The sequence below is a fragment of the Kitasatospora sp. NPDC001225 genome, from assembly GCF_053597855.1.
Map to the genome: position 1 here is coordinate 12651 of NZ_JBSFJC010000010.1, position 25659 is coordinate 38309.

At 74.1% G+C, this 25659-nt stretch carries 21 protein-coding genes and 2 pseudogenes; 17 read left to right on the forward strand and 6 right to left on the reverse strand.

Translation table 11 applies throughout. The features are described from left to right. Positions 1 to 46 precede the first annotated feature (46 nt). Together ACWDCZ_RS05415 and ACWDCZ_RS05420 are read right to left on the reverse strand one after the other, a co-directional pair. Positions 47 to 679, reverse strand: a complete 633-nt coding sequence (locus ACWDCZ_RS05415; RefSeq protein ID WP_449815264.1) for a DUF2269 domain-containing protein — start codon at positions 677 to 679, stop codon at positions 47 to 49. A gap of 200 nt (positions 680 to 879) precedes the next feature. Then, complete coding sequence (locus tag ACWDCZ_RS05420) at positions 880 to 2070, reverse strand: peptidoglycan-binding protein (RefSeq protein WP_449815265.1); 1191 nt, start codon at positions 2068 to 2070, stop codon at positions 880 to 882. A gap of 358 nt (positions 2071 to 2428) precedes the next feature. On the opposite strand from ACWDCZ_RS05420, the gene ACWDCZ_RS05425 reads away from it, so the two are divergent. The 13 genes and pseudogenes from ACWDCZ_RS05425 (at position 2429) to ACWDCZ_RS05485 (ending at position 17806) form a co-directional block, all read left to right on the forward strand. Continuing rightward, positions 2429 to 3748, forward strand: coding sequence for a DUF6271 family protein (locus ACWDCZ_RS05425; RefSeq protein ID WP_117492314.1), 1320 nt, complete (start codon positions 2429 to 2431; stop codon positions 3746 to 3748). Continuing rightward, positions 3748 to 4245 (forward strand): GNAT family N-acetyltransferase, encoded by a 498-nt coding sequence (locus ACWDCZ_RS05430; protein ID WP_049652045.1) that lies wholly within the window; start codon positions 3748 to 3750, stop codon positions 4243 to 4245. The genes ACWDCZ_RS05425 and ACWDCZ_RS05430 overlap by 1 nt, the downstream gene beginning before the upstream one ends. Before the next feature lie 143 nt (positions 4246 to 4388). After that, entirely contained in the window at positions 4389 to 5402 is a 1014-nt protein-coding gene (adhP, locus tag ACWDCZ_RS05435) for an alcohol dehydrogenase AdhP (protein ID WP_449815266.1), read from the forward strand. 182 nt (positions 5403 to 5584) lie between these two features. Then, a complete protein-coding gene (locus tag ACWDCZ_RS05440) occupies positions 5585 to 6613 on the forward strand; it encodes a hypothetical protein (RefSeq protein ID WP_449815267.1) in 1029 nt (342 codons plus the stop codon). Between the two features lie 229 nt (positions 6614 to 6842). Then, positions 6843 to 8450: pseudogene (locus ACWDCZ_RS05445) on the forward strand (AMP-binding protein); the annotation flags it as partial. A 75-nt stretch (positions 8451 to 8525) separates the two neighbouring features. Next, positions 8526 to 8870 (forward strand): annotated as a pseudogene (locus tag ACWDCZ_RS05450) (acyl-CoA thioesterase); the annotation flags it as partial. Further along, positions 8867 to 11257, forward strand: a complete 2391-nt coding sequence (locus tag ACWDCZ_RS05455) for an oxidoreductase (protein ID WP_449815268.1) — start codon at positions 8867 to 8869, stop codon at positions 11255 to 11257. The pseudogene ACWDCZ_RS05450 and the gene ACWDCZ_RS05455, both read left to right, overlap by 4 nt. A 68-nt stretch (positions 11258 to 11325) precedes the next feature. Further along, a complete protein-coding gene (locus tag ACWDCZ_RS05460; protein ID WP_049650647.1) occupies positions 11326 to 12297 on the forward strand; it encodes a carbon-nitrogen hydrolase family protein in 972 nt (323 codons plus the stop codon). Beyond that, complete coding sequence (locus tag ACWDCZ_RS05465; protein ID WP_449815269.1) at positions 12294 to 13457, forward strand: cupin domain-containing protein; 1164 nt, start codon at positions 12294 to 12296, stop codon at positions 13455 to 13457. The genes ACWDCZ_RS05460 and ACWDCZ_RS05465 overlap by 4 nt, the downstream gene beginning before the upstream one ends. A gap of 17 nt (positions 13458 to 13474) precedes the next feature. After that, the gene (locus ACWDCZ_RS05470; RefSeq protein WP_449815270.1) at positions 13475 to 14389 is read left to right on the forward strand and encodes a fumarylacetoacetate hydrolase family protein; all 915 of its coding nucleotides are present in this window, start codon (positions 13475 to 13477) and stop codon (positions 14387 to 14389) included. Between the two features lie 31 nt (positions 14390 to 14420). After that, positions 14421 to 15173, forward strand: a complete 753-nt coding sequence (locus ACWDCZ_RS05475) for a maleate cis-trans isomerase family protein (RefSeq protein WP_049650649.1) — start codon at positions 14421 to 14423, stop codon at positions 15171 to 15173. Positions 15174 to 15329: 156 nt separating this feature from the next. After that, positions 15330 to 16190: a PaaX family transcriptional regulator gene (locus ACWDCZ_RS05480; protein WP_449815271.1), complete on the forward strand. Its 861-nt coding sequence runs from the start codon at positions 15330 to 15332 to the stop codon at positions 16188 to 16190. Further along, the gene (locus ACWDCZ_RS05485; protein WP_449815272.1) at positions 16187 to 17806 is read left to right on the forward strand and encodes an amidohydrolase; all 1620 of its coding nucleotides are present in this window, start codon (positions 16187 to 16189) and stop codon (positions 17804 to 17806) included. Before ACWDCZ_RS05480 ends, ACWDCZ_RS05485 begins: the two co-directional genes overlap by 4 nt. A 7-nt stretch (positions 17807 to 17813) precedes the next feature. Here the strand turns inward: ACWDCZ_RS05485 and ACWDCZ_RS05490 are convergent, their stop codons facing one another. Then, positions 17814 to 18332: a universal stress protein gene (locus tag ACWDCZ_RS05490; protein ID WP_074004506.1), complete on the reverse strand. Its 519-nt coding sequence runs from the start codon at positions 18330 to 18332 to the stop codon at positions 17814 to 17816. 175 nt (positions 18333 to 18507) lie between these two features. Between ACWDCZ_RS05490 and ACWDCZ_RS05495 the strand changes: the two genes are divergently transcribed. The 3 genes from ACWDCZ_RS05495 to ACWDCZ_RS05505 all read left to right on the forward strand — a co-directional run bounded on the left by ACWDCZ_RS05495 (position 18508) and on the right by ACWDCZ_RS05505 (position 20830). Continuing rightward, positions 18508 to 19149, forward strand: a complete 642-nt coding sequence (locus ACWDCZ_RS05495) for an alpha-ketoglutarate-dependent dioxygenase AlkB (RefSeq protein WP_049650653.1) — start codon at positions 18508 to 18510, stop codon at positions 19147 to 19149. Between the two features lie 121 nt (positions 19150 to 19270). Beyond that, positions 19271 to 20056: a VOC family protein gene (locus ACWDCZ_RS05500; protein ID WP_449815273.1), complete on the forward strand. Its 786-nt coding sequence runs from the start codon at positions 19271 to 19273 to the stop codon at positions 20054 to 20056. A 162-nt stretch (positions 20057 to 20218) separates the two neighbouring features. Then, the gene (locus tag ACWDCZ_RS05505; RefSeq protein WP_449815274.1) at positions 20219 to 20830 is read left to right on the forward strand and encodes a DUF7691 family protein; all 612 of its coding nucleotides are present in this window, start codon (positions 20219 to 20221) and stop codon (positions 20828 to 20830) included. 98 nt (positions 20831 to 20928) lie between these two features. On the opposite strand, the gene ACWDCZ_RS05510 is transcribed toward ACWDCZ_RS05505, so the two are convergent. The 3 genes from ACWDCZ_RS05510 to ACWDCZ_RS05520 form a co-directional block, all read right to left on the reverse strand. Beyond that, the gene (locus ACWDCZ_RS05510; RefSeq protein WP_049650666.1) at positions 20929 to 21753 is read right to left on the reverse strand and encodes a carbohydrate ABC transporter permease; all 825 of its coding nucleotides are present in this window, start codon (positions 21751 to 21753) and stop codon (positions 20929 to 20931) included. A 137-nt stretch (positions 21754 to 21890) separates the two neighbouring features. Beyond that, a complete protein-coding gene (locus tag ACWDCZ_RS05515) occupies positions 21891 to 22868 on the reverse strand; it encodes a carbohydrate ABC transporter permease (protein WP_049650656.1) in 978 nt (325 codons plus the stop codon). Positions 22869 to 23060: 192 nt separating this feature from the next. Next, on the reverse strand, positions 23061 to 24371 hold the full coding sequence (locus ACWDCZ_RS05520; protein ID WP_117492337.1) for an extracellular solute-binding protein: 1311 nt from the start codon (positions 24369 to 24371) through the stop codon (positions 23061 to 23063). A gap of 324 nt (positions 24372 to 24695) precedes the next feature. On the opposite strand from ACWDCZ_RS05520, the gene ACWDCZ_RS05525 reads away from it, so the two are divergent. Then, positions 24696 to 25502: an IclR family transcriptional regulator gene (locus ACWDCZ_RS05525; protein ID WP_049650658.1), complete on the forward strand. Its 807-nt coding sequence runs from the start codon at positions 24696 to 24698 to the stop codon at positions 25500 to 25502. Positions 25503 to 25659 lie beyond the last annotated feature (157 nt).

The following is a 25659-nucleotide window of genomic DNA, read 5'->3' on the forward strand; positions in this document are numbered from 1 at the left end:
TCCCCGGGCGGCCCCGGGCCGGGGCCGGCGGCCGTCGGCCGGCCGGTCAGGCGCCCGCCCCGGGTATTCGGCCCCGGCGGGCGTCCGCGTCCGCGGCACCGGCCTTGGTCTTCCGGCGGCCCCAGGGCTTGTACACCGACAGGACCACGGTGAACAGGTAGAGCGACAGCGCCACCGCCGGGACGATCACCGTGTTGTACCGGACGAAGCCGAGGTCCGCCGCCGTGATCGGGCCGGTCGGGTGCGCGTCCACCATCCGCACCGCGTCGTGCAGCCGGTCACTGAGCGCGAAGACGGAGGCCGCCATCGCCCCCAGCGTCAGCCAGAACTTGGTACTCACCCAGTAGTACCGGAACAGCCCCCAGGAGGTGCCGAGCCCGAGCGCCACCCCGCTCAGGAAGGTCAGCAGGCTCAGCGGCAGGATCAGCACGTCGCCGAGCAGGCCCATCGCCCGGTAGGCGGTGCGCAGCCGGTCGGCGTCGCCGGCGCCCACGGCCGTCAGCGCTGTCACCGCCAGGGTGAGCAGGCAGAGCATCAGCGCCAGCCAGCTCACCGAGGCGGTGATGTGCAGGACGACCAGGCGTTTGCGCGCCGCCGGTGTCAGGCGGCGGCCCGCGGACCGCCGCCTGACACCGGACGCCGGTTCGGACGCCGTGACGGCGCCGGTGGGCGAGCGCACGGGGTACCTCCTTCGAGTCGGGGCCACGAGGACGGCCCCAGGCTCTCCCGTCCGATCCTCATCGGGCATCTGACGGTGGAAGTAACCTCGCCTACTCCCCGGCGAGTACACGCACCGGGCGACAGCCGGAGCGCTCCTCCCCGAGGAGCAGCGGGAAGGAGGGGCCGGAGACAGCGGCCGCAGCTCCCCCGGAGCCGGCCTCAGTCGGTCACCGCGAACCCCTGCGCCGCGCCCAGCTGCTGCAGCGAGGCCTGGCCGGGGATCCCGTCCGCCGCCCCCGCCTGGTACCCGCAGCGCCGCTGCCAGGCCGCGTACGCGGAGACCGTCCGGGTGCCGAACGAGCCGTCCACCCACCGCTGGTCGAGCAGCCCCTCGTCCGCGAGCGCCTGCTCCACGATGGCCACCTCGGACCCGTACGTCAGGTGCCCCTGGGCTGCCCCCGGGTCGGTCCCGGCGGCCGCGACCACGTGGGACACCGAGACCGTCCGCTGCCCGGGCAGGTAGCCGAGCAGCCGGCGCAGCGAGCTCTCCCCCGGGACGCCGTCCGCCGCCTGCCCGGCGTAGCCCAGACTCCCCTGGTAGTCCGCGTAGTTCTCGGTGTCCGCGTCCGTCCAGTTCGGGCCGGGGCCGGAGCGGTAGTGGTCGCCGAAGCCGTGCGCGACCAGCGCCCGCCCGACCACCGTCACCTGGTAGCCCTGGGCGCCGTAGCCGTACGGCAGGCCGTTGATGCTGACCTGGTAGCGGGCGGTCGTGACCGGGGGCACCGGCTGCTGCTGGGGCGGGATGCCCGGGGAGCCGGGCCCGGTCGTGAGGTCGGGCCAGGAGCCGGGGTCGGTGTGGTCGTTGTACGGCACGTGGGCGTGCGCGTACCAGCCGCCGAGGGCCTCCCAGGTCCGCTCGTCGCGGTGGCCGGAGAAGTCGGTCGGCCGGCCCATCGGCCAGATGTCGGGCACGCCCCAGGAGGAGATCCAGGCGTGGATCCGGTCCCAGCCCGCGCACGGGGTGTCGACCAGGCGCGGGTAGACGGCGCCCTGGTAGCGGCAGTAGGGGAAGAACACCGCCTCGATCTGGATCACCACCCGCCCGGCCCGGTTGGTGCGGGTGGGGCTCTGGCTGGGGCTGAGCAGGCTCTTCGAGCGGGAGTCGGCCGGGAACAGCTGCGCCGTGCGGCCGCTGAACGGGTCCCAGACCAGGTGCGGCGCGTCGCCGGCGCCGCTGCCGGTGAAGTAGCCGACCAGGTCCTCGTAGGAGCACCAGTCCTGCGGCGCGGCGGCGGTCGCGTTGCGGTCCCAGGTGATGTGGGCGATGGCCTTCGGCGGGTACTGCTGATCGGTCGGCGCGTGGTCGCCGAGGTCGTGGATCTCGGCACCGGGCAGCCACAGTTCGGGCATCGTGGGCTCCTCCGAACGGCGTGAGGGCATCACCTCCGGTATCGGCAGGCAGGGCTCACGGATTGACCCCGACGGCGCAAAACCCCGGCAATGAACCCCCCGTACCCGTCCGGCCGTTCGACTCAGCGAGGGCTCTTCGTCCTCGCGTGCGATTCGGCCGCCCGTGCGGGGACGGCCGGTCGCACGGAAGGGGGCGCATTCCACCCCGTCGGGGCGCCGCTGTCAATCGTTGACTTCACAAGTGGTCTAGTCCACGGTGGTCCGGCAGACCGGCCCGAGCCGCCGTCCGGGGTCCCCCTGTGCGCTCAACTGGCAATCACTGCACCGAATCTGACGATCCGATGGAGAAACCCGCACCATGCAAAGAGTCTGCCTCGCCCTGCCCACCATGCGGTCCTGCCCCGACACCATCGCGGAACTCGCCGAGGAGGCGGCCTACGCCGTCGCGACCTTCGGGGTCGAGGTGCACCTGCTCGTCCTCGACACCACCGACGCCGTCGCCTTCGCGGAGAACGCGGGCGCCGTGGCCGCGCTGGAGCCCACCCCCGGCGTGGTCGTCCACCATCTCGGCGAGGCGCGGCAGCGGGAGTTCCTGCGCCGGGTGGCCGAGCGCTCCGGCGCCGCCGACCCCGAACTGCTGCTCGACATGATGCTGCCGCCGGCCGTCGCGTACGGCTCCTGCGTCAACCGGCTCTTCCTCGGCGCGGCCGCCCTGGGCTGCACCTCGGCGCACCTGCGCAACGACGACGCCGACTTCCAGGTCGTCGACGGCCGGAAGGTCTTCCCGATCCACCACGAGCTGCTCTCGATCGGCCGGCCGGCCGGCGAGGCGGCGGCCGTCGTGTCCCGCTCCGAGCTCGACCCGGCCGACGCGGACAAGCCGGTGATGCTGGTCAGCGGCTCCTTCATCGGCGAACTCAACGTGGACATCAGCGAGATCCACGAGCTGGACCCGGCCGTCTACCGCGAGGTGGTGCGCCTGTGGACCCCGCCGGTGTGGTCGGAGGAGGAGCAGGACGCGATGGTGGACGTCTCCTTCAAGGGCGCCGGCTCCGAGCCGTTCACCACCGACGAGTCCGTCCTCGGCGTGCCCGACATCTGGGACGTCTACATGTGCAACATCGCCCTGGACCACCGGGCCTACGAGGTGCTGCCGCTGCTGCCCTCGATCGAGACGATCGGCAGCGACTACGCCCTGCTGCACGCCATGGTCCACTCCCGGCTGCCCGGCGTCGTCCACAACCGCCACATCGTCAACTACTACACGCCCGAGCGCCGCACCGGCTCCGGCTTCGTCAACTACCAGCTGCGGTTCGTCAAGTTCCTGCTCTCGATGCTGTACCTGTACCCGGTCTACGGCGGGATGATCGACCTCGGCCGCGGGCTGCTGGACGAGCGGCACGGGCTGAAGGTCGAGCCGCTCATCGACCTGGTGCGCGGCAGCGTCGACTGGGACCGGGCCGGGAACGAGCACTGCCTGGACGTCCTGGACCGCTCCTACCGCAAGCTGGGCGGCAAGTACGCCGAGCTCGCGGACGTGGTGGCCGAGCGGCGGCAGCAGCTGCTGGACGAGGCGCGGGCGGACGCCGAGCGCTGGGCGGTGCTGGTGGAGGCCTGGGCGGCACTGGTGGCCGCCTCCCGCGCCGAGGGGCTCGGCGCCTCGGAGGTTCCGGCCTAGTGGGCGAGGACCTCCGGATCCGGCTCCTGGCCGACGGCGACTGGGACGCCGTGGTCGCGCTGGAGTACGACGCCTACGCGGCCGACGGCCTGTCGGAGGGCCGGGAGGCGCTGCAGTCCCGCGCCCTCGGCTCGCCGGAGACCTGCTTCGTGCTGGAGCAGGGCGGCACGGTCCGCGGCTACCTGCTGAGCCTGCCGTACCCGCCGCTGCGCTGCCCGGACCTCGCCCGGGCGGAGGACGCGGTGCACGAGTCGGGCAACCTGCACGTGCACGACCTGGTGATCGCCGAGGACCTGCGCGGCCGGGAGGTCGCGCTGGGGTTCATCCGGCACTTCCGGGAGCGGGCGGAGGAGCTGGGCTTCGAGCGGATCTCGATGGTCGCGGTGCGCGGGGCGGACATCCTGCTGCGGCTGCTCGGCTACCGCGCGCACCGGGAGGTGGCGGTCCCCGCGTCCTACGGGCGACGCGCCGTCTACATGTCGATGCCGGTGCGCTGACCTGCGGGGATACCTGGACGACTGCCCACTCTTTTGGCCTAGTCCGGACGGCGAAGATCACCCCATCGGGTGAAGCTGGTGGCGGCTGCGCCCGCGCGCGCGGCCGCCGGCAGCACCCGTCCGTACGCCCGAGGGAGAAGCGCATGAAGGCCGCCGTCGTCCACGACTTCACCGCACCGCTGGCCGTCGAGGACCGCCCCCTACCGAAGCCCGCCGCGCACCAGGTCCGGGTCCGGATCGAGGCCTCCGGCCTCTGCCACACCGACATCCACGCCGCCCACGGCGACTGGCCGGTCAAGCCCAGCCCGCCGTTCGTCCCCGGGCACGAGGGCGTCGGCATCGTCGAGGCGGCCGGCGACCAGGTCCGGCACGTCCGGGTGGGCGAACGGGTCGCCATCCCCTGGCTCGCGGACGCCTGCGGGCGCTGCGACCACTGCGTCTCCGGCTGGGAGACGCTCTGCCTCCAGCAGCACAACAGCGGCTACTCGGTGGACGGCGCCTACGCCGAGTACGCGCTCGCGCACGGCGACTACGTCGGCCCCGTCCCGGACGGCATCGACCCGCTGGACGCCGCCCCGCTGTCCTGCGCGGGCGTCACCACCTACAAGGCGCTCAAGGTCTCGGACGCCCGGCCCGGCACCCGGGTGCTGGTCTCCGGCATCGGCGGACTCGGCCACCTGGCCCTCCAGTACGCCCGGATCTTCGGCGCCGAGACCATCGCCGTCGACGTCACCGACGACAAGCTCGCCCTCGCCCGCGAGCTCGGCGCCGACCACGTCCTGGACGCCCGCACCCAGGACGTCGCGGCCGAGGTCCAGGCCCTGGGCGGCGCCCACGCCTCGATCGCCCTCGCCGTCAGCAACGCCTCCTTCCAGGCGGCCTACGGCGCCCTGCGCCGCGGCGGCACCCTCGTCCTGGTCGCCCTCCCGGCCGAGGGCAGGCTCGAACTCCCGGTCTTCGAGACGGTGCTGAACGGCACCAAGGTGATCGGCTCGATCGTCGGCACCCGCGAGGACCTCGCCGAGGTCTTCCGCCTGCACGCCCTCGGCCGCACCCGGGTGATCCGCGAGACCCGCCGGCTGGAGGACGTGAACGCCTGCTTCGACGAGGTCCTGAGCGGCAAGGTCTCCGCCCGCCTGGTCTTCGACCTGCGCTGACACCCCCGCTCACCCCCGTCCACGGCGCGGGTCGGCCGACGGGCCGCGCCCGGCTACGTCCGGATCGCGTCTCAGTCGCGTCTCCGTTCGGTTCGGCATGGGTACGAACCGGGCCCCGGTCCGGGATCGTGGGGGCAACCACTCGTGCGGCAAGGGGAGTTGCCATGGGGGACGGCCGGGGCTTGGCACCGGATGCGGTGGCGGCGCTGCTGGGCGACGGGCCGCACCGGGCGGTGGCGGAGGTCGTCCGGGCGCGGTTGCGGACGGTGCCGGAGGGGGCCCGGGCGCTGACGGCGGCGGAGGCGAGCCCGGGGGACGCGCGGGCACGGGCGCTGCTGACCGCCGCCGTCGACCACCTGCTGGCCGCGGACCCGGCGTTCGCGCGGTACCTCGCCACCACCGGGCTCGGGAAACCGGCCGACCCGCCGACCGTCCAGCTGCGGAGCGAGCCCGGCACCGTGCAACTGCGGGTCGGACCACCGTCCACGCCGCCGACGACGAACCCGGCCACCGTCCAGCTGCGGCTCGACCCGGGGGCCGCCCGCGCCCGGACGCTCGCCGCCCGGCGGAGCGGCACCGGCATCGTGGTGGCGCTCGCCCTGGTGCTGATCGCCGCGCTGGTCGCGATCGGCATCCACCTGGGCTCGCGTCCGCTGCTGAAGCCGGGCGGGCCCGGACTGGCGCACGCCGCACCGCCGCTGGGCGACCCGGCGCTGGTCCGGGCGGTGCTGCCCGACGCGCGGGCGCTGCCGGGCGGCTGGCAGGTGCGGCGGGAGCCGACGGCGGGGACCGCCCGGGGCGGCGGGCTGCCGTGCCTGCTCCCGGACTCCTGCGACCTTCAACTCGCCTCCGCCACCGTGACCTTCGGTTCGGCCTCGGCGCAGACCGTGGAGTTCGGCGTGGCCTCCTTCGCCTCCCCCGAGGCCGCCGCCCGCGCCTTCGACCACACGCTCGACCGGACCGCCGGCACCGACCCGGCGGCGGCCGTCCCGCGGATCGGCGACCAGAGCGCCGTCCGCGTCCAGGGCTCCTCGTCGGCGGTGGCACTGGCCAGGGTCGGCAGCGTGCTGCTCGTCGTGCGCGAGGAGGGGTCGGGCGACCAGCTCACCGGGCCCGCGTTCACCGGCCTCGCCGAGCTGGTCGCCGAGCGTGCCCGGCAGGCGCAGGAGGGCCGCACGCCCGGTGCCGCCGCGGACGGCGCGAGCAGCTGACGGTCCGGTCCCGTCGAGGCGGTCCGGGACGGCCGGTTGCCGCCCGTCCCGGACCGCGGACCCGAGCGGGGAGCCGGACGACAACGGGGACCAGGAGCCAGGGAGCACCGGAGGCGCCGGGGAGCGCCACCAGGGCCGTCGCCCGAATGCGTGTATCGCTCTCTTGACTGGCGTCACCGAAGCGCCATACTGGGCCTCACTCCCCGCTCGCACAACGAGGTGCCCGCCCATGGAGCTCTCACCCTCGGCGCACGTGGACACGTTCTGTCGAGACCACCTCCCGCCCTTCGAGCAGTGGCCCGAACTCCTCTTCGAACTCCCGGAGTTGGCCTACCCCGACCGCCTGAACTGCGCCGCCGCCCTACTCGACGACGCCATCGAACGCCTCGGCCCGGACCGCCGCTGCCTGCTCACCCCCACCGGGAGCTGGACCTACGGCGAACTGCGCGGCCACGCAGACCGGATCGCCCGCCTGCTGACCGAGGACCTCGGCCTCGTCCCCGGCAACCGGGTCCTGCTGCGCGGCCCCAACACCCCCTGGCTGGCCGCCTGTTGGCTCGGCGTCCTGAAGGCCGGCGGGGTGGCCGTCACCACCATGCCACTGCTGCGCGCCGCCGAGCTGACCGAGCTCACCGGCATCGCCCGGCCCGCCCTCGCCCTGTGCGACCACCGCTTCCTGGACGAGCTGGACCGGGCCCGGACTCCCGGGCTGCGGGTCCTGCCCTACGGTGGCCCCGGCCCCGAGGACCTCACCGCCCGCTGCGCCGCCAAGCCCGCCGGCTTCCCCGCCGTCCCGACCGCCGCCGACGACGTCGCGCTGATCGCCTTCACCTCCGGCACCACCGGCCGCCCCAAGGCCACCCTGCACTTCCACCGCGACGTGCTCGCCATCGCCGACACCTTCTCCCGCCACCTGCTCCACCCCACCCCCGAGGACCTCTTCACCGGCACCCCGCCGCTCGGCTTCACCTTCGGCCTCGGCGGCCTGCTGGTCTTCCCGCTGCGGGCGGGCGCCGCCGGCCTGCTGCTGGAGCAGGCCACCCCCGAGCAGCTCGCCGAACACGTCCGCCGGCACCGGGTGAGCGTGCTGTTCACCGCGCCGACCGCCTACCGGGCGATCCTGGCCGCCGGGCTGGCCGACCGGCTGGCCGGGGTGCGGCACTGCGTCTCGGCGGGCGAGCCGCTGCCCGCCGCCGTCTGGCAGGCCTTCCACACGGCCACCGGACAGCGGCTGATCGACGGCATCGGCGCCACCGAGCTGCTGCACGTGTTCGTCTCGGCCGCCGGCCAGGACATCCGCCCCGGCTCCACCGGCCGGCCCGTCCCCGGCTTCCGGGCCGCGGTCCTGGACGGGCAGGGCCGCCCGGTGCCGGACGGTGAGCCCGGGATGCTCGCCGTCAAGGGCCCGACCGGCTGCCGCTACCTGGACGACGAGCGCCAGCTGGACTACGTCCGCGGCGGCTGGAACCTCACCGGCGACACCTACGTCCGGGACCGCGACGGCTACTTCTGGTTCCGGGCCCGCAACGACGACATGATCGTCTCCTCCGGCTACAACATCGCCGGGCCCGAGGTGGAACAAGCGCTCGCCGCCCACCCCGACGTGGCCGACTGCGCGGTGGTCGGCGCGCCGGACGAGCGGCGCGGCGCGGTGGTCAGGGCGTACGTGGTGCTGCGCGCGGGCGTACCGGCCGGCCCGGAGACGGCCCGCGCGCTCCAGGAGCACGTCAAGCGCGCCATCGCGCCCTACAAGTACCCGCGGGCGGTCGAGTTCGTGCCCGAGCTGCCGCGCACCGCGACCGGCAAGCTGCACCGCGCCGAGCTGCGCCGACGGGCCGCGCTGACCCCGGCCAGCGTCACCGTCGAGCGCCGGGTGGAGTGGTCCGACACCGACGCCGCCGGGCACTACCACTTCTCCGCCGTGCAGCGCTGGGCCGAGGCGGCGGAGGCGGCCCTGCTGCGCCGGCTCGGGCTCGCCGAGCTGTTCGGGCGGATACCCCGGGTGCACTTCGAGGCCGACTACCGCGAACGGCTCTGGTTCGGCGACCTCGTCCGCACCGAACTGCGGGTCGTCCGGGTCGGCGGCTCCTCCCTGCACTACGCCTTCGAGGTGCACGGCCCGCACGGACTGGCCGCGAGCGGGCGGATGTCGGTGGTGCACGCCGCGCCGCAGGACGGGGGCTCCCAGCCGTGGCCCGCGCAGGTCCGCCGCACGCTGGCCGAGGCGGGGCCGCAGCGGCCCGAGGTGCTCGCATGAGCACGGCACCGGACCGCGCGGGCCGACCGGACGCGGCTCCGCGGGCAGTGCGCCGGATCGCGGTGATCGGCGCCGGCCCCGGCGGGCTCTACTTCGCCGCCCTGGCCAAGCAGCTGGCACCCGACCGGGACATCACCGTCTTCGAACGGGACGGCCGGGACGACGAGTTCGGCTTCGGCGTGGTCTTCTCCGACGAGACCCTGGACGGCATCGCCCGGGCCGACCCGCTCGTCTTCGCCGCGATCAGCGCCGAGTTCGCCCGCTGGAGCGACATCGACATCCGCTACGCGGGCGAGGTCCGCACCAGCGGCGGCCACGGCTTCGCCGCCCTGGACCGCAACCGGCTGCGCGCCGTCCTCCGACAGCGCTGCGCCGAGCTGGCGGTGGACGTCCGCTACCGCACCCCGGCCCCGCCCGTCGACCGGCTGGCCGCCGAGTACGACCTGGTGGTGGCCGCCGACGGCATCCGCTCCGGCACCCGGGCCGCCCACCCCGAGAGCTTCCGCCCCGACCTGGACGAACGCCACTGCCGCTACATGTGGCTCGCCACCGACAAGGTCTTCGAGGCCTTCACCTTCATCGTCGAGCGGTACGACTTCGGCGTCCTCCAGGTGCACGCCTACCCGTACAGCGCCACCCGCTCGACCTTCATCGTCGAGGCGGCCGCGGACGCCTGGCGCCGCGCCGGCTTCGAGGCCCTGGCCGCACGGGAGTCGGCGCGCGGCGAGAGCGACCTGGCGAGCGTGCGGCGCTGCGCCGAGCTGCTCGCCGGGCACCTGGACGGCCACCGGCTGATCCCCAACGCCTCCCGCTGGATCCGCTTCACCACGGTCCGGAACGCGAGCTGGCGCCACCGCAACGTGGTCCTGCTCGGCGACGCCGCGCACTCCGCGCACTTCTCGATCGGCTCCGGCACCAAGCTCGCCCTGGAGGACGCCCTCGCCCTGGCCGCCGCACTGAGCGAACAACCCACCCTGGACGCGGCGTTGGCCGGATACGAGGCCGAGCGGCGCCCGGTGGTGGAGTCCACCCAGCGCGCCGCGCAGGCCAGCCTGGAATGGTTCGAGACCATCGGGCGGCGCACCGGGCAGGGGATCGACCGGTTCGCCTTCAACCTGCTCACCCGCAGCCGGCGGGTCACCTACGGCAACCTGCGGGCCCGCGACCCCGCCTTCGTGGACGCCGTGGACACCGCCTTCGGCGGCTCGCCCGGGGTGCCGCCGATGTTCCGGCCGCTGAAACTGGGCGCGCTGGAACTGCGCAACCGCGTCGTGGTGCCCCCGCTCGCCACCTTCACCTCCCCCGACGCGCTGCCCAGCGGCTTCGACCGCGCCCAACTGACCGGCCACGCGCTCGGCGGCGCGGGGCTGGTGATCGCCGGGATGACCGCGGTCAGCCCCGAGGGCCGGGCCACCGACCGCTGCCCGGGCCTGTGGGCCGACCACCAGGAGGCCGCCTGGCGCCGACTCGTCGACACCGTACGGGCGGTGAGCGACACCCCGCTCGGCATCCAGCTCACCCACGCCGGCCGCCGGGGCGCGACCGCCCTCCCCGGACCGGACGGCGTCGGGCGCCCGCTCGCCGAGGGCTGGCCGCTGATCGCCCCCTCGGCCCTCCCCTGGGACACCGGCAGCCCGGTGCCGCACGAGGCGAACGACATCCAACTGACCGCCGTCACCGCGGACTTCGCGGCCGCCGCCGAGCGGGCCGCCCGGGCCGGCTTCGACGTGCTGGAGCTCCAGTTCGGCCACGGCCACCTGCTCTCCTCCTTCCTCTCCCCGCTCACCAACCGCCGCACCGACCGCTACGGCGGTCCGCTCGCCCACCGGCTGCGGCTGCCACTGGAGGTGCTGACGGCGGTGCGCGCCGTCTGGCCGGCCGGGCGGCCGCTGCTGGTGCGGATCTCGGCGAGCGACTGGGCGCCCGGCGGCACCACCGAAGAGGAGGCCGTGGCGATCGGCCGCGCGCTCGCCGGGGCCGGGGCGGACGCGCTGGACGTCTCCACCGGCGAGGTGGTGGCGCACCAGCGGCCACCGTACGGGCGCGGCTACCAGACGCCGTTCGCCGAACTGGTCCGCACCGCCACCGGCCTGCCGACCATCGCGGTCGGCGCCATCTCCGGGTTCGACGACGCGGACTCCGTCCTGCTGGCCGGGCGGGCCGACCTGGTCGCGGTCGGCCGCGCCCACCTGTACGACCCGCTCTGGACGCTGCACGCCGCCGCCGAGCGGAACCACGCCGGGCCGGGCGCCCGCTGGCCCGAACCCTGGCGGGCCGGCAGCCGAAAGCCGCCCGGGCCGAACGCCGACCGGGTCGCCCCGCGCCTGCACCTGCTGCGCGAGCCGCCCCCGCCCGTCCACCGCCGCTGGTCACCGGACCTTCCGTGAGCGGCGCCCGAGCCCCTCGAGAAGCCGTCGCGTTCCCCACCGCAGCCCCCGAGGAGGGACGAGGAACCATGCCCGACCTGCCCCGCTTCACCGCCGCCGCCGTCCAGGCCGCCCCGGTCTACCTGGACCCGGCCGCCACCGTCGACAAGGCCGTCGCGCTGATCCACGAGGCGGCCGGGCACGGCGCCGAACTGGTGGTCTTCCCCGAGGTCTTCGTGCCCGGCTACCCGTACTGGAACTGGACGATGAACCCGGTGCAGGGCTCGCCCTGGTACGACCGGCTGTACCGGGCCGCCGTGGACGTCCCCGGCCCGTACGTCGACACCCTGCGGGCCGCCGCCCGGCAGGCCGGCGTGGTGCTGGTGATCGGGGTCAACGAACGCGGCCGGCCCGGCCTCGGACCGCTGTACAACACCCTGCTGATCATCGGCGCGGACGGCGAACTGCTCGGCGTGCACCGCAAGCTGGTGCCGACCTGGGCCGAGAAGCTGACCTGGGGGCAGGGCGACGGCAGCACCCTCACGGTGCACCCCACCGCCGTCGGCCCGCTCGGCGCGCTGGCCTGCGGCGAGAACACCAACCCGCTGGCCCGCTTCACGCTGCTGGCCCAGGGCGAACTCGTCCACGCCGCCTGCTACATCGCGCTGCCGGTGGGCCCCGAAGACTACGACATGGCGGACTCCATCGCCCTGCGCACCGCCGCGCACTGCTTCGAGGGCAAGGTGTTCTCGGTCGTCTCCTGCTCCACCGTCTCCCCCGAGATCGTGGACCTGATCGCCGGGGACGACCCGCGGCTCCGCAAGCAGCTCGCCCGCCCGCACAGCGCCCTGTCCGGGATCTTCGGCCCGGACGGCCGTGCCGTCACCGAACCGCTGGTGGACGAGGAGGGCATCGTCTACGCCGAGATCGACCTCGGCCGCTGCGTCCAGCCCCGGCAGATGCACGACATCGTCGGCCACTACAACCGCTTCGACGTCTTCCGGCTGCATGTGGACAACCGCCCGCTGCGGCCGCTGGTGTTCCCCGAGGAGGAGGCATGACCAGCCCCGAACGCACCCCCGGCCACGACGGTCACGACGACCAGGACCGTTACGACAGTCACGACGACGACCGGATCGGCCGGGCCAGGGTCACCGAGAGCCCGGAACTGCTCGCCTACTACGAGGAGTTGGCCAAGTACCAGGCCGGCGCCCTGTGGACGGTCGCCAACGAGATCGAGCCCTGGTACCCGCAGCCGAGGTCCGTCCCCGTGCTCTGGCGCTACGCCGACCTCCGCCCGCTGGTGCACAAGGCCCTGCCGCTGGTGAAGGCCGACGACGCCGGGCGCCGGGTGGTGATGCTGGTGAACCCCGGCCGCCGCGAACTGAGCGCCGCCGTAGGCCTGTTGTACACCGGGCTGCAGATCATGGGCCCCGGCGAGGCGATGACGGCGCACCGCCACCAGGCCTCCGCACTGCGCTTCGTCCACGAGGGCACCGGCGCCTGGACCGTCGTGGACGGGCAGAAGCTCAAGGTCGGCCCGCGCGACTTCGCGATCACCCCGAACAACACCTGGCACGAGCACGGCAACGAGGCCGACGACGCCCCGGTGATCTGGCAGGACGGCCTGGACATCCCGCTGGTCAACACCCTCGACGCCAACTTCTACGAGGTCCACCCGGAGCTGTACCAGCGGCCCGGGCCGGTCACCAACTCCTCGCTGCTCAGCTACGGCGGCAACCTGCTGCCGTACGGCGTCGAGAAGTGGACCCGCCCCTACTCGCCGCTGTTCGGCTGGCCCTGGGAGCCCAGCTACCACGCGCTCTGCCGACTCGCCCGCGCCACCGAGGGATCGCCCTTCGACGGCGTGGTCATGGAGTACACCAACCCCGTCACCGGCGGCCCGGTGATGCCGACCATGTCCGCCCACCTGCAACTGCTGCGACCGGGCCAGGCCACCCGCGCCCACCGGCACACCGGCTCGGTGGTGTACACCGCGGCCAAGGGGCGGGGCGTCTCGGTGATCGCCGGCCACCGCTTCGAGTGGCAGCGGGGGGACGTCTTCGTCGTCCCGTCCTGGGCCTGGCACGAGCACGCGAACCTCGACCAGGGCGAGGACGCCTGCCTGTTCTCCTTCAACGACTTCCCGGTGATGCACGCGCTCGGCCTCCACCGCGAAGAGGCCCACCCGGACGGGCAGCAGCCCACCACCACCGCCTGACCAGGAGCCCCACCGCCATGCACCTGTTGACCTTCCGAATCGCCGACCCCGCTGCCACCGCCGAAGCCGCAGCCGCCCCGCGCCTCGGCGCCCGGCTCGACGGCGACCGGGTCGCCGACCTGACCGCCCTGGCCTCCGCCGCCGGTGTTCGACTCCCGCCCGACCTCCTCGGGTTGATCCGTGCCGGGGAACCGGCCCTGGCCGTCGTCCGCGAGCTGCTCGCCGGCTCCCCGGCCACCAGGCCGCTCGCCGCGGTCTCGCTGTGCGCGCCGCTGCGCCCCGGCAAGATCGTCGGCGTCGGCCTCAACTACGTGGAGCACGTGGCCGAGTCGCACCGCACCCTGGACACCGACCGCGAACTCCCCGACCGCCCGGTGCTGTTCGGCAAGCCCTCGACCGCCGTCACCGGCCCGGGCGGGCCCATCCCGCACAACGCCGACCTCACCAAGCAGCTCGACTGGGAGTGCGAACTCGCCGTGGTGATCGGCGCGCCCGCCTTCCGGGTGGCCGAGGCGGAGGCGCTGCGGCACGTGTTCGGCTACAGCATCGTCAACGACATCAGCGCCCGCGACCAGCGCCGCTCCGGCCAGTGGTTCTTCTCCAAGGGCCAGGACGGCTACGCCCCCTTCGGCCCGGTCGTGGTGACCGCCGACGAGATCCCCGACCCGCAGCGGCTCGACCTCTCGCTGAAGGTCAACGGCGAGCCGCGGCAGGACTCCAACACCCGCCACATGCTGTTCGGCGTCGCCCGGCTGATCGCCGACATCTCCTCCGGCGTCACCCTGGAACCGGGCGACGTGATCGCCACCGGCTCCCCCTCCGGCGTCGGCGCCGGGATGGTGCCCCCGCGGTTCCTCCAGCCCGGCGACCTCGTCGAGGCCACCATCGAGCGGATCGGCACGCTCGCCAACCCCGTGGTCGACGCCCGCTGACCAGCCCCGACCGGAAAGGACCGTCCGCCCGATGACCACCTACCGGATCGGCCAGATCGTCCCGAGTTCCAACGTCACCATGGAGACCGAGGTCCCCGCCCTGTTGCGGGCCCGCGAGGCGGTCGCCCCCGAGCGGTTCACCTTCCACTCCAGCCGGATGCGGATGACCAGGGTCACCCCCGAGCAACTGCGCGCCATGGACGCCGAGTCCGACCGCTGCGCCGCCGAGCTCTCGGACGCCCGGGTGGACGTGCTCGGCTACGCCTGCCTGGTCGCGGTGATGGCCACCGGCCACGGCTACCACCGCGAGGCCGAGCGGCGGCTGCACCTGCGCACCATCCAGAACGGCGCCCCCGCACCCGTGGTCACCAGCGCCGGCGCCCTGGTCGCCGGGCTGCACGAACTCGGGGCCGCCAAGGTCGCGATGGTCACCCCGTACCTGCGGCCGCTGGCCCGGACGGTGGTCGAGTACCTCGCCGCGGAGGGCATCGAGGTGCTCGACCACGCCGCCCTGGAGATCGCCGACAACCTCGACGTGGCCGCCCACGACCCGGCCCGGCTGCCCGCGATCGCCCGCGGGCTCGCCCACGCCGGGGCGGACGCCGTGGTGCTCTCGGCCTGCGTGCAGCTGCCCTCGCTGTCCGCCGTCGAGGAGGCCGAGCAGCAGCTCGGCAAGCCGGTGGTCTCGGCCGCCGTCTGCACCACCCACCAGCTGCTGCGGGCCCTCGGCCTGCCCGCCTTCGCCCCCGGGGCCGGGACCCTGCTCTCCGGCGCCTACGCGTAGCGGGCGGTAGCGGTACGCGCAGGAGGCGTCACCCGTAGCAGGTGTTCCGTGCGCTTCCCGCCGGATCGGCGCATCCGGCAAAGATCGGCAAGACCCTTCCGATGACCCGCACCCTCGTTATGATCGCCACCAGTCGCCGGGGAGGAGGGCCCGCGAATGTCCGAGAACGCACCCCGGCCGAGCTCCCTGATCAACACCGTCTACGGCGAGTTCGTCCGCCGCCTCGGCGGCTGGATATCCATCGCCGACCTGATCGCCCTGCTGGCCGAGCTGGACGTCGACGGCCCGGCCGTCCGCTCGGCGACGTCCCGGCTGAAGAAGGCCGGCACCCTGCTCCAGGAGCGCCGCGGCGGAACCGGCTACCGGCTCGCCCCGGCGGTGGAGCCGGTCTTCGAGGAGGGCGACCGGCGGATCTTCCACAGCCTGGAGCCCGCCGCGCTCGCCGACGGCTGGGTGGTGGCGGTCTTCTCGGTGCCCGAGTCCGCCCGCGCCCACCGCCACCAGCTGCGCTCCCGGCTGAGCTGGCTCGGCTTCGGCAACGCCGCCCCCGGGGTCTGGCTGGCGCCCGCCCGGCTGCTGCCGGACGCCCGCCGGCTGCTGGACCGGCTCGGGCTGAGCGCCTACGTCCACCTGTTCCTCTCCGCCGAGTACGCCGGCTTCGCCGATCTCCGGACGGCGGTGGCGAGTTGGTGGGACCTCCCGGCGATCGAGGCGCAGTACGCGGCCTTCGCCGACGCCTGGCACCCGGCCGCCGAGGAGCGGCGCGACCGGTCGCCGGTCGACCCGGCCGAGGCGTTCCGCGCCTACGTGCCGATGCTCACCCAGTGGCGCCGCCTGCCGTACCTGGACCCGGGGCTGCCCGCGCAGCTGCTGCCCGCCGACTGGAACGCGGTGCCGGCCCGCGCGGTGTTCACCGAGTTGCACGGACTGCTCGCCGAGCCCAGTCTTCGGTACGTCGAGAAGGTCACCGGGCTGTCCCGCGCCCGGGTGTGTCCGGCGATCCAGGAGCCGCAATGACCGACCCCGCCCCCGCCGACCTGCTGATCCGGGCCGCCGCCGTACACACCCTGGTGCCCGGCGAGCCGCCCCGCCGGGCGGTCGCCGTCACCGGCGGCCGGATCACCGCCCTGTCCCCCGCGCCCGACGGCCTGGACGCCCTGGTCGGCCCGGCCACCGAGGTGGTGGACGCCCCGGGCTCGACGGTGCTGCCCGCCTTCGACGACACCCACACCCATCTGGTCATGGCCGGGCACAGTGTCCACGGCGTGCCCGTCCACCGGGCCCACGACCTCGCCGGGTTCCTCGCCCTGATCCGCGAGCGCGCCGCCCGCACCCCCGCCGGGGAGTGGATCCAGACCACGGTCAACTGGCAGGAGGTACTGCTGGCCGAGCAACGGATGCCCACTACCGGGGAGTTGGACGCGGCCACCGCGGACCACCCGGTGCTGGTACGCCGCGGCGCGTACAACATGGTGCTCAACTCGGCCGCACTGCGGCTGGCCGGGATCACCGAGGCCACCGAGACGCCGCCCGGCGGTGTGATCGAGCGCGACGGGCACGGACGGCTCACCGGCCGACTGGTCGACCGGGCGGTCGAGCTGGTCGAGCGGGTGCTGCCGCGCCCCACCCTCGCGGAGCGGATCGAGGGCCTGCGCGCCGCCTCCGCCGACTTCGCCGCCACCGGCATCGGCACCGTCCGCGACTGCCTGGTCCCGGTCGAGGACCTGGCGGTGCTGGACGCCGCGCGGGCCGAGGGCGCCCTGGCCGTCCGGGTCCGGGCGCTGGTCTCCGGCTTCGCCGCCCGCACGCCGGAGCAGGTGGACGCACTGCTGGAGCGGATGGACGCCTGGCGCTCCGCCGGCCGGGACGACGGCCGACTGAGCCTGTGGGGCGTCAAGTTCGGCATCGACGGCGGTTTCGAGGCGGGCGCCGTGGAGGAGCCCTACCGGGGGCAGCCGTGCTACCACGGCCGGCTGCTCTGGGAGCCTGCCGAGCTGCTCGCGGCGGTGGACCGGGTGGTCGGGCGGGGCTGGCGGGTCGGCGTGCACGCCTGGGGCGACCGCGGGCTGCGGGTGCTGCTGGACGTCTTCGAGCAGGTGGCCGCGCGCCGCCCCGGCCTGCCGCCCGGCACCCTGGTGGTCGAGCACGGCGGCCTGGCCCGCCCCGGACAGCGGGCCCGGGCGATCGCCCTCGGCATCCCGGTGACGGTCCAGCACCCGCTGCTGCACGACGGCGCGCTCACCCAGCAGCGGGCCTGGGGCGAGGAGCGCACCGCCGCGCTCTTCCCGCTGCGCGAGTGGCTGGACGAGGGCGCGCTGATCACCGGGGGCTCGGACTTCCCGGTCGGCCCGTACGGCGCGATGGTGTCGGTCTGGGGCATGACCACCCGGGGCACCACGGCCGGGGTGGTCGGCCCGGAGCACGCGATCGGCCGGGCCGAGGCGGTCGCCCTGCACACCGTGAACGCGGCCCGGCTGACCGGCGAGAGCGCGGTGCGCGGCAGCCTGCGGCCGGGGGCGTTCGCCGACCTCACGGTGTGGCCGGTCGATCCGCTGGACTGCCCGGTGGACGCGCTGCGCGACCTTCGCCCCACCCGCACGGTGGTCGATGGCCGCACCACGCACCGGAGTTGATGGATCGTCAGGCCGCCGCGAGCTCCCGCAGGTCGATGCCGCGGTGCAGCGCGCGCAGGTCCTCGTGCAGCGTGGACGGCGGAACGGCGAGCACCCCGCACCGGGCCCGGGCCAGGCACTGCCGGGTGACCGAGCGGCGCGTCAGCCCGCGCAGCCTGACCCGCAGGCCGCCCTGCTCGCCGGTGCTGACCACCAGCAGGTCGCCCGGACGGTCGGCGAGCCCGGTCAGCACCGTGGCGGCATCGCCGCGCACGACCAGCGGCCGCACCGGCACGCCGATCGGCAGACCGCCGAAGGCCTGCTCCAGCGCGCTCGCCATCCGAGCCTCGGCGAGCTCCTGCCAGGCGCGCAGCAGCGGCGGGCACGGCCGGGCCCGGTAGTTGCGCTCGCCGCCGACCGGCGTCCAGGCGAGCACCGGCACCAGCACCGCCTGCCGGACCCGGGCCTCCTCGGCCGCCCGGTGCAGGGCGGTCAGGCTGTGCAGGGAACCGCTGACTCCGACGATGACGCGGGCGCCGTCCGACATGATCCTTCACTTTCCGATGTCAAAACTCTTCAATGTCTGCGATTAGGTTGCCACACTCCCGATTTGGCCTGCAAATCGAAGGCATTAACTGAATATCACCGTGCATCGCTCGGTATACCCATGCCCTGGGCGCAATATTCGAGCACCTGTTCGAACAAGGGCGTACGCTGACCCCATGCACGGCACCGTCCACCTCCAGCCCTCGCTGTTCGACGACACCGACCGCGGCGGCGTCCGCCTCGGCCCGCTCGACGGCCTGCGACGGCAGCCGCTCGGCGACGGCGCCTGGCTCGACCTGCTCCCGGGCTGGCTGCACGGGGCCGACGAGCTGTTCGAACAGCTGGCCGCCACCGTGCCCTGGCGCGCCGAACGCCGCGAGATGTACGAGCGGACGGTCGACGTCCCGCGCCTGCTGGCCTCCTACCCGGCGCACGCCGAACCGCCGCACCCGGTGCTCGGCCTGGCCCGGGCCGCCCTGAGCGACCACTACGCCCGGGAGCTGGGCGAGCCGTTCCGCACCCTCGGACTCTGCTACTACCGGGACGGCCGGGACAGCGTGGCCTGGCACGGCGACCGGATCGGGCGCGGCGCCCGCGAGGACACCATGGTGGCGATCCTCTCCGTCGGCGAGCCGCGCACCCTGGCGCTGCGGCCCCGGTCCGGCGGCACGACCGTCGTCCGCCACCCGCTCGGCCACGGGGACCTGGTGGTGATGGGCGGCTCCTGCCAGCGCACCTGGGAACACGCGATCCCCAAGACCGCCCGCCCGGTGGGCCCGCGGATCAGCGTCCAGTTCCGGCCGCACGGGGTGTCCTAGGCATCGTCGTCGGGGACGCCCGCTTGCCGCGCACCCGCCGGGCGCGGAGGCTGACGGGTGGGGCCGTTGCTCCGGGCACCGGACGCCGGGCGCCGGACACCGGGTCCGCCAGGAGGACCGCATGCCGAAGCCGGGCAACTACCGCCCCGGGGTCCCGTGCTGGGTCGTGCTCACCACGCCGGACACCGCACGGGCGCAGGCCTTCTACGGCGCGCTGTTCGACTGGGAGTTCGTCCCGACCGGCCCCGCCGAGGCGGTGGCCACCCGGTACGGCGCCCAGGTCGCGGCCGTCGAACGGGCCCGGCCGACCGACCCGCCCGCCTGGACCACCTTCCTCGCCTGCCCCGACCCGCTGCGCACCGCCGCCGCCGTCCGGGCCGCCGGCGGCCGCCTCGCCCGCGAACCGTACGAGGTGCCCGAGCAGGGCCGCGCCGCGCTCGCCGTCGACCCGCTCGGTGCCCACTTCGGGCTCTGGCGGGCCGGCACCATCGACGGCGCCGGCCTGGTCGACGAGCCCGGCGCGTTCGCCTGGAACGAGCACCTCTCCCCCGACCCCGACGCCGCGCGGGCCTTCTACCGCCGGGTCGTCGGCTACAGCTACGACCGGCCGCGGGCGGGCCACACCCTCGCCCGGGTCGCCGGTCGGCCCGCGTGCAGCATCGGCCCCTCCGACCCCTCCAGCCCCTCCGGCCCGGGCGCCGGTTCGGAGGGAGGCGCACGCTGGCTGGTCCACTTCGCGACCGAGGACACCGACCGCGCGGCCGACCGGCTGCGCGCCCTCGGCGGCGCCGTCGTCACCGGTCCGGCGCCGGGGCCGTTCGGCCGCACCGCGCTGGTCCGGGACGACGCCGGCGCGGAGTTCGTGCTGGTCGCCGTCCCGGCCAGCGACTCCGCGGCCGCGGCCTGAGCCCGGGCCGCCGACGCTCCCGCCCTTCACCCGGGGAGCCGGCGAGGCCGCTGCCGTCCCGTCAACTTGCCTCTACGGCAAGAAGATTCGGTACGACCCCACCGCCCGAGGGCGGCCGGACCCGCCGACCCGGCTGTCCGTTGCGCCCGCTACCGTGCTGATATGAGTTCCTTCCTGCGCGCGTACCTGGTCGACCCCGCGGAGCTCCGTGCCCGCGTCGGCAGCGGCGACGACGGAGCGGTCGACGAGGCCCTCGCGTACTTCGGCCCGTCCCTGGACAGGTCCGACGAGCACTTCGCCGACGAGATCGCGCAGGGCGCCCCGACCGCCCAGGAGGCGCTGCGCGCCGTGGTGCACGGCGGGCCCTTCTCCGGGAACGAGGACCACGCCTTCCAGTACGGCTACGCGTACCGGCGGCTGTGCTGGCTGGTCGGACAGCCCCTGGAGGTCGACTCCTTCGGCCCGTTCCGGGGCAACTGGCTGGAGGTGGTCGACGACGGTCTGAAGGCGTACGGGATCACCGCCGTCTCGGTCGCGGACTTCCAGTACGGCGGCGGCCTTCCCACCGGACTGCCCTTCTGCGCGGTGCCGTCCTGCGGCACCTGGTCGGCCGGGGACTGCGGGCAGGCGCTGGACCGGTTCGACCGGGCCGGGCGCGAGGGCCGCGCCCCGGTGCCGGAGCGCGAGGTGGCCGAGGCCGTCGCGGAGGTCGTCGGCTGGCTCCGGATCGCACGGAGCCGGAAGGGCACCGACATCGTCGGCTTCGTCTCCTGAGCCGGTGTCGGCGCCCACGCCCGGAGCGCCCACCCTCACGTACGACAGGGAGTCCCGCACGACGACGGGACTCCCGGCCGCTCCGCACGCGCGGGCGATCAGTCCTTCACCGCACCGGCCAGCCCGGAGACCAGCTTGCGCTGCACCGCGATGAAGAAGATCAGCACCGGCACGGTCATCAGCGTGGACGCCGCCATGATGCCGCCCCAGTCGTTCTCGTCCGGCTTGAAGAAGACCAGCAGCGCCGAGGGCAGCGTCTGGTTCTGGGTGGCGCTGATGATGAAGGTCTTGGCGAAGACGAAGTCGTTCCACGCCGCGATGAAGGAGAACACGCTGGTCGCGGCGAGGCCCGGCGCCACCAGCGGCAGCAGGATCCGCCACAGGATGCGGGTCCGGCCGGCCCCGTCGATCTGCGCCGCCTCCTCGATCGAGACCGGGACGGCCGCGACGAAGCCGCGCATCATCCAGATCCCGAACGGCAGCGAGAACGCCAGCTGCACCAGGACCAGCGAGGCCAGGGTGTTCAGCCCGATGCCCGGGGCGAACCGTCCGGCGTCGCGGAACATGAAGAACAGCGGGATGGTCAGCGCCTCGACCGGGATCATCTGGGCGATCAGGAACATCACCATGATGGTGGTGCGGAACTTGAACCGGAACCTGGTCACGGCCACCGCCGCCAGGAAGACCACGATCGCCGACAGCACCACCACCGACAGCGCGACCACCAGGCTGTTCCCGAAGTAGCGGGCGAAGCCGTCCACGCTGAGCACCTGACGGAAGCTCTCCAGCGTGGGGTGGGCGGTCCACGGCCTGGGGTCGAGCGACTGGATCTCGCCCTTGGGCTTGAAGGCCGAGAGCACCATCCAGAAGATCGGGAAGGCGGTGACCACGGCCAGCACGATCGCGCCGCTGTTGGCGGCCAGCCGCCACCGGCCGCGGGTGTTCCGGCCCCGGGTGTTCCGGGGGCCGCCGGTGTTCCGGGGGCCGCTCCCGTCCTGGGGGCCGCCGGTGTTCCGGGCCGGCTTCACGGCCGGGGAGTTCGCCGGGGAGTTCGCCGGGCTCACAGTTCGTTCCCCGTCCGTCGCAGGGTGCGGATGTACAGGACCGTCGGGATCACCAGGATCAGCAGCATGATCACGCCGATCGCCGCGCCCAGCCCGTACTGCGAGGAGGCGAACGCCTTCTGGTACGCGTACACGTTGAGCACGAGGTTCTGGCCGGCGATGCCGCCGCCCTCGGTCATCACATAGATCTGGGTGAAGACCTTGAAGTCCCAGATCACCGACTGGATCACCACGATGGTCAGGATCGGGCGCAGCATCGGTGCGGTGATCCGGCGGAAGGTGGTCCAGGTGTTGGCGCCGTCCAGCGCGGCCGCCTCCATGATCTCCTCCGGGATGGCCCGGATGCCCGCGTAGAGGGTGACCATCACGAACGGGTAGGAGTGCCACACCACCACGGCGCCGACGATCAGGAACGCCGTCCACTTGTCGTAGAACCAGTTGAACTCGTGGAAGCCGGAGAGTCCGAGCCCCTCCAGGGTGTGGTTGACCAGGCCGAGGTTGGTGTCGAACAGGAAGCTCCACACCGTCGAACCGGTCATCGCCGGCGCCGCCCAGGCGGCCATCGCCGCGGTGGTCAGCACCAGCCGGGGCCACCGGCCGACCTTGGTGAGCAGCACCGCGAGGGTGGCGCCGACGGCCAGGGTGGCGACCACGCAGAACGCCGCGAAGCCGATGGTCTGGAACAGCACCGTCCAGAACTGCTCGTCCTCGAGGATCTTCGAGTAGTTGCCGAAGCCGACGAAGGAGGTCGGGGCGCCGCCCGAGGCCTGGGCCTGCCCGAAGTCCAGTACGGACAGCAGGCCGAGCTGGTAGATCGGGTAGGCGACCAGGGGGATCAGGATGACCGCGGCCGGCAGGAGCAGCAGCAGCGGGGGCCGCCGGCGCCGGCCGCCCGGGGGTGCGGCCGGCGCCCTTCCCCCACGGCGCCTCTGCGGGGAAGGCGGCGCCGGGGCGGTCGAGGTGGATACGGACACGTGCGGGACCTGCTCTCTGAGACGAACCGGGAGGGGGGCCGTCCGTACGCGGCCGGGGGCCGGCGGTGCGGCGCCGGTGGCTCGGTGCCGGCGGCGGGCGCGCCGACTCGACGCCGGTGCCGGCGGCGGTGGCGGTGACTCACATGCCGGCGGCGACGGTCGTGGCGCGCCCCCGCCGCCGGCGGTCGGCCGTCAGTGCGCGGCGAAGGCCGAGGAGACCTGCGCGGCCGCGTCGCCCGAGGCCTTGGCCACGTCCGCCTTGCCGGTGACGACCTGCTGGAGCATCGTCGGGATCACCGCCTGGGCGTCGATCTGCGCCCACGCCTGGTCGAGCGGGACGAACCTGGTGCCGGCCGCGATGGTGTCGGTGAAGGGCTTCAGGAACGCGTCCTTCGCCGCGACCTTGCCGCTGACGGACTTGAGCGTCGGCAGGTTGCCCATCGCGTCGTACATCTGCTCCTGGTACGCGGGGCTCGCCAGCAGTTCGGCGAACTCGACGGCCAGCGTGCGGTGCTTGGCCGCCTTCATCACGCCCAGGTTGTTGCCGCCGGCGAAGGCCGGGGCGATCGAGCCGGGCTTCTCGCCGGGCAGCGGCACCACGCCGTACTTGCCCTTGACCGCGCCCGCGTCCACCTTGCCGCGGTTGGAGTTGAGCAGCACCGCCATCGCCGACTTGCCGGCCGCGAACAGGTCGACGGTCTTGCCGCCGGTCAGGTCCGCGCACTGCTGGGCGGGGCAGCCGTCCGCGCCGAAGAGGTCGGTGTAGCGCTTGATCCCGGCCTGCGAGGCGGGCGAGTTGATCGCCGCCTTGAACGCGGCGCCGTCCTTGGTGGCGATGTCGCCGCCCGCGTCCCAGACGAAGGGCAGCGCGGCGAAGGTGTACTTGCCGCCGACGGCGATGCCGAAGGTGTCCGGGTGGGCGGCGTGGATCTTCTGGTTGGCGGCGACCAGTTCGGCGTACGAGGTCGGCGGGGTGAGGCCGGCCTCGGTGAACAGGTCGGTGCGGTAGTACAGCGCGCGCACGCCGACCCACCAGGGCAGGCCGTAGGTCTTGCCGTCCACCACGGCGGTCTTGGCGATCGCCGGGTCGAGGTCGCCCTTGTCCTGCCACGTGTCCAGCTCGGTGGTGATGTCGGCGAGGCCGCCGGCGGCGACGTAGCCGGGCAGGTCGGTGTTGCCGAACTCGACCAGGTCGGGGGCGCTGTTCGGGTCGTTGAACGCGCCCTTCATCTTGGCCGCGCGGGCCGAGGCGTCGGTGTCGATGTAGCTGACGTTGACGGTGACGCCCTGGTGGGAGGCCTGGAAGTCGGTCACGGCCTTGGCGATCACGGCCTCCTTGGCCGCGTTGCCCGCCTCGTTGTACAGCCAGACCTGCAGCGTGCCGGTCCGGTCGTCGGCGGCCTTGTCGCTCGCCGGCGAGGCGGTGCCGGGGGCACAGGCGGTGGCGGCCAGGCAGCCGGCGGCGAGCACGACGGCTGCGGCGGTCCGTCCGATGAGTCGCATGGTGGAGACCTCCCCTCCCGACAGCTGCCGCCGAGACGTCCGCCGCGGGGACGGGCACGTCGAAGCAGGCCCTGACCGGGGCCGATGGTGGGTGAAGTGGTGGGGGTACGGCAGGGCGCAGCGCTCGGGTGGGGCGACGTCGCCTGCTCGATGGCAGGGACGTTAGGCGGGGGCGATCGGCGCCAACAAGAGGGAGTTGGGGAAAGTTTTGCACTGCACAACGTTGTATCGAAGATGAGGCGATCCCGTCACGACCGGGTACGTTCTGACAACCGCCGCCGACCTGCGGGGGAACACCGGCAGAACGACACAGGGAACGGACCCATGACGGAGACGGCGCCCAAGAAACCCGCGACCGAACGCAACCAGTCCTCCTCGCTGCGCCGCGCGCTCGCCGTCCTCGGCTACGTCCGCGACCACGGCGACGGGCGCGGCGTGCCGCTCGCCCAGCTCGCCGACGGGCTCGGCCTGAACAAGAGCACCGTGCTGCGACTGGCCGGCCCCCTGCTGGACGAGCACCTCCTCGACCGGGACCGCGAGACCGGCTGGTTCCGGCTCGGCCACGGCTCCCTGCGGCTCGGCCAGGCCTACCTGACCACCCTCGACCTGCGCAGCGTCGCCGCTGAACACCTGCGGCGGCTCCAGCGCGAGGCGGGCGAGACCGTCCACCTGACCGTCTGGCAGGCCCCCGGGATCGTCTACCTGGACAAGGTCGAGGACGAGACCAACGTCCGGATGGCCTCCCGGGTCGGCAGCCGGGCCCCCGCCTACTGCACCGCCACCGGAAAGGCGATCCTCGCCTGGCTGCCCGAGGAGGCCGTCGCCGAGGTGGTCGCGGCCGGACTGCGCCCGGTGACCGCCTGGACCATCGCCGACGAGCCCCGGCTCCGCGCCGACCTCGCCCGCATCCGCGCCCGCGGCTACTCGATCGACGACCGCGAGAACGAGCCCGAGGTCCGCTGCGTCGCCGCCCCGATCTTCGACCACACCGGCGAGGTGACCGCCGCCCTGTCCGTCTCCGGCCTCACCTCACGGATGACCGCCGCCCGGGTCCGCGCCCTCGGCCCGGTGGTCGCCCAGGTCGGCCTACGGATCTCCCGCGAGCTGGGCTCCGACCGCCAGCCGTCCTGAGAACGCCCCGTCCCGAGAACGCCTCGCCCCGAGAACGCCCCGTCCTGAACGGTCGTCCGGCGGTCACCCTGTTCCCGGAAACGCGAACAGGGCCCGGCGCCGAACGAACGGCACCGGACCCTGTCCGACTCTGGAGCGCCAGGCCCGGGTCGCACGG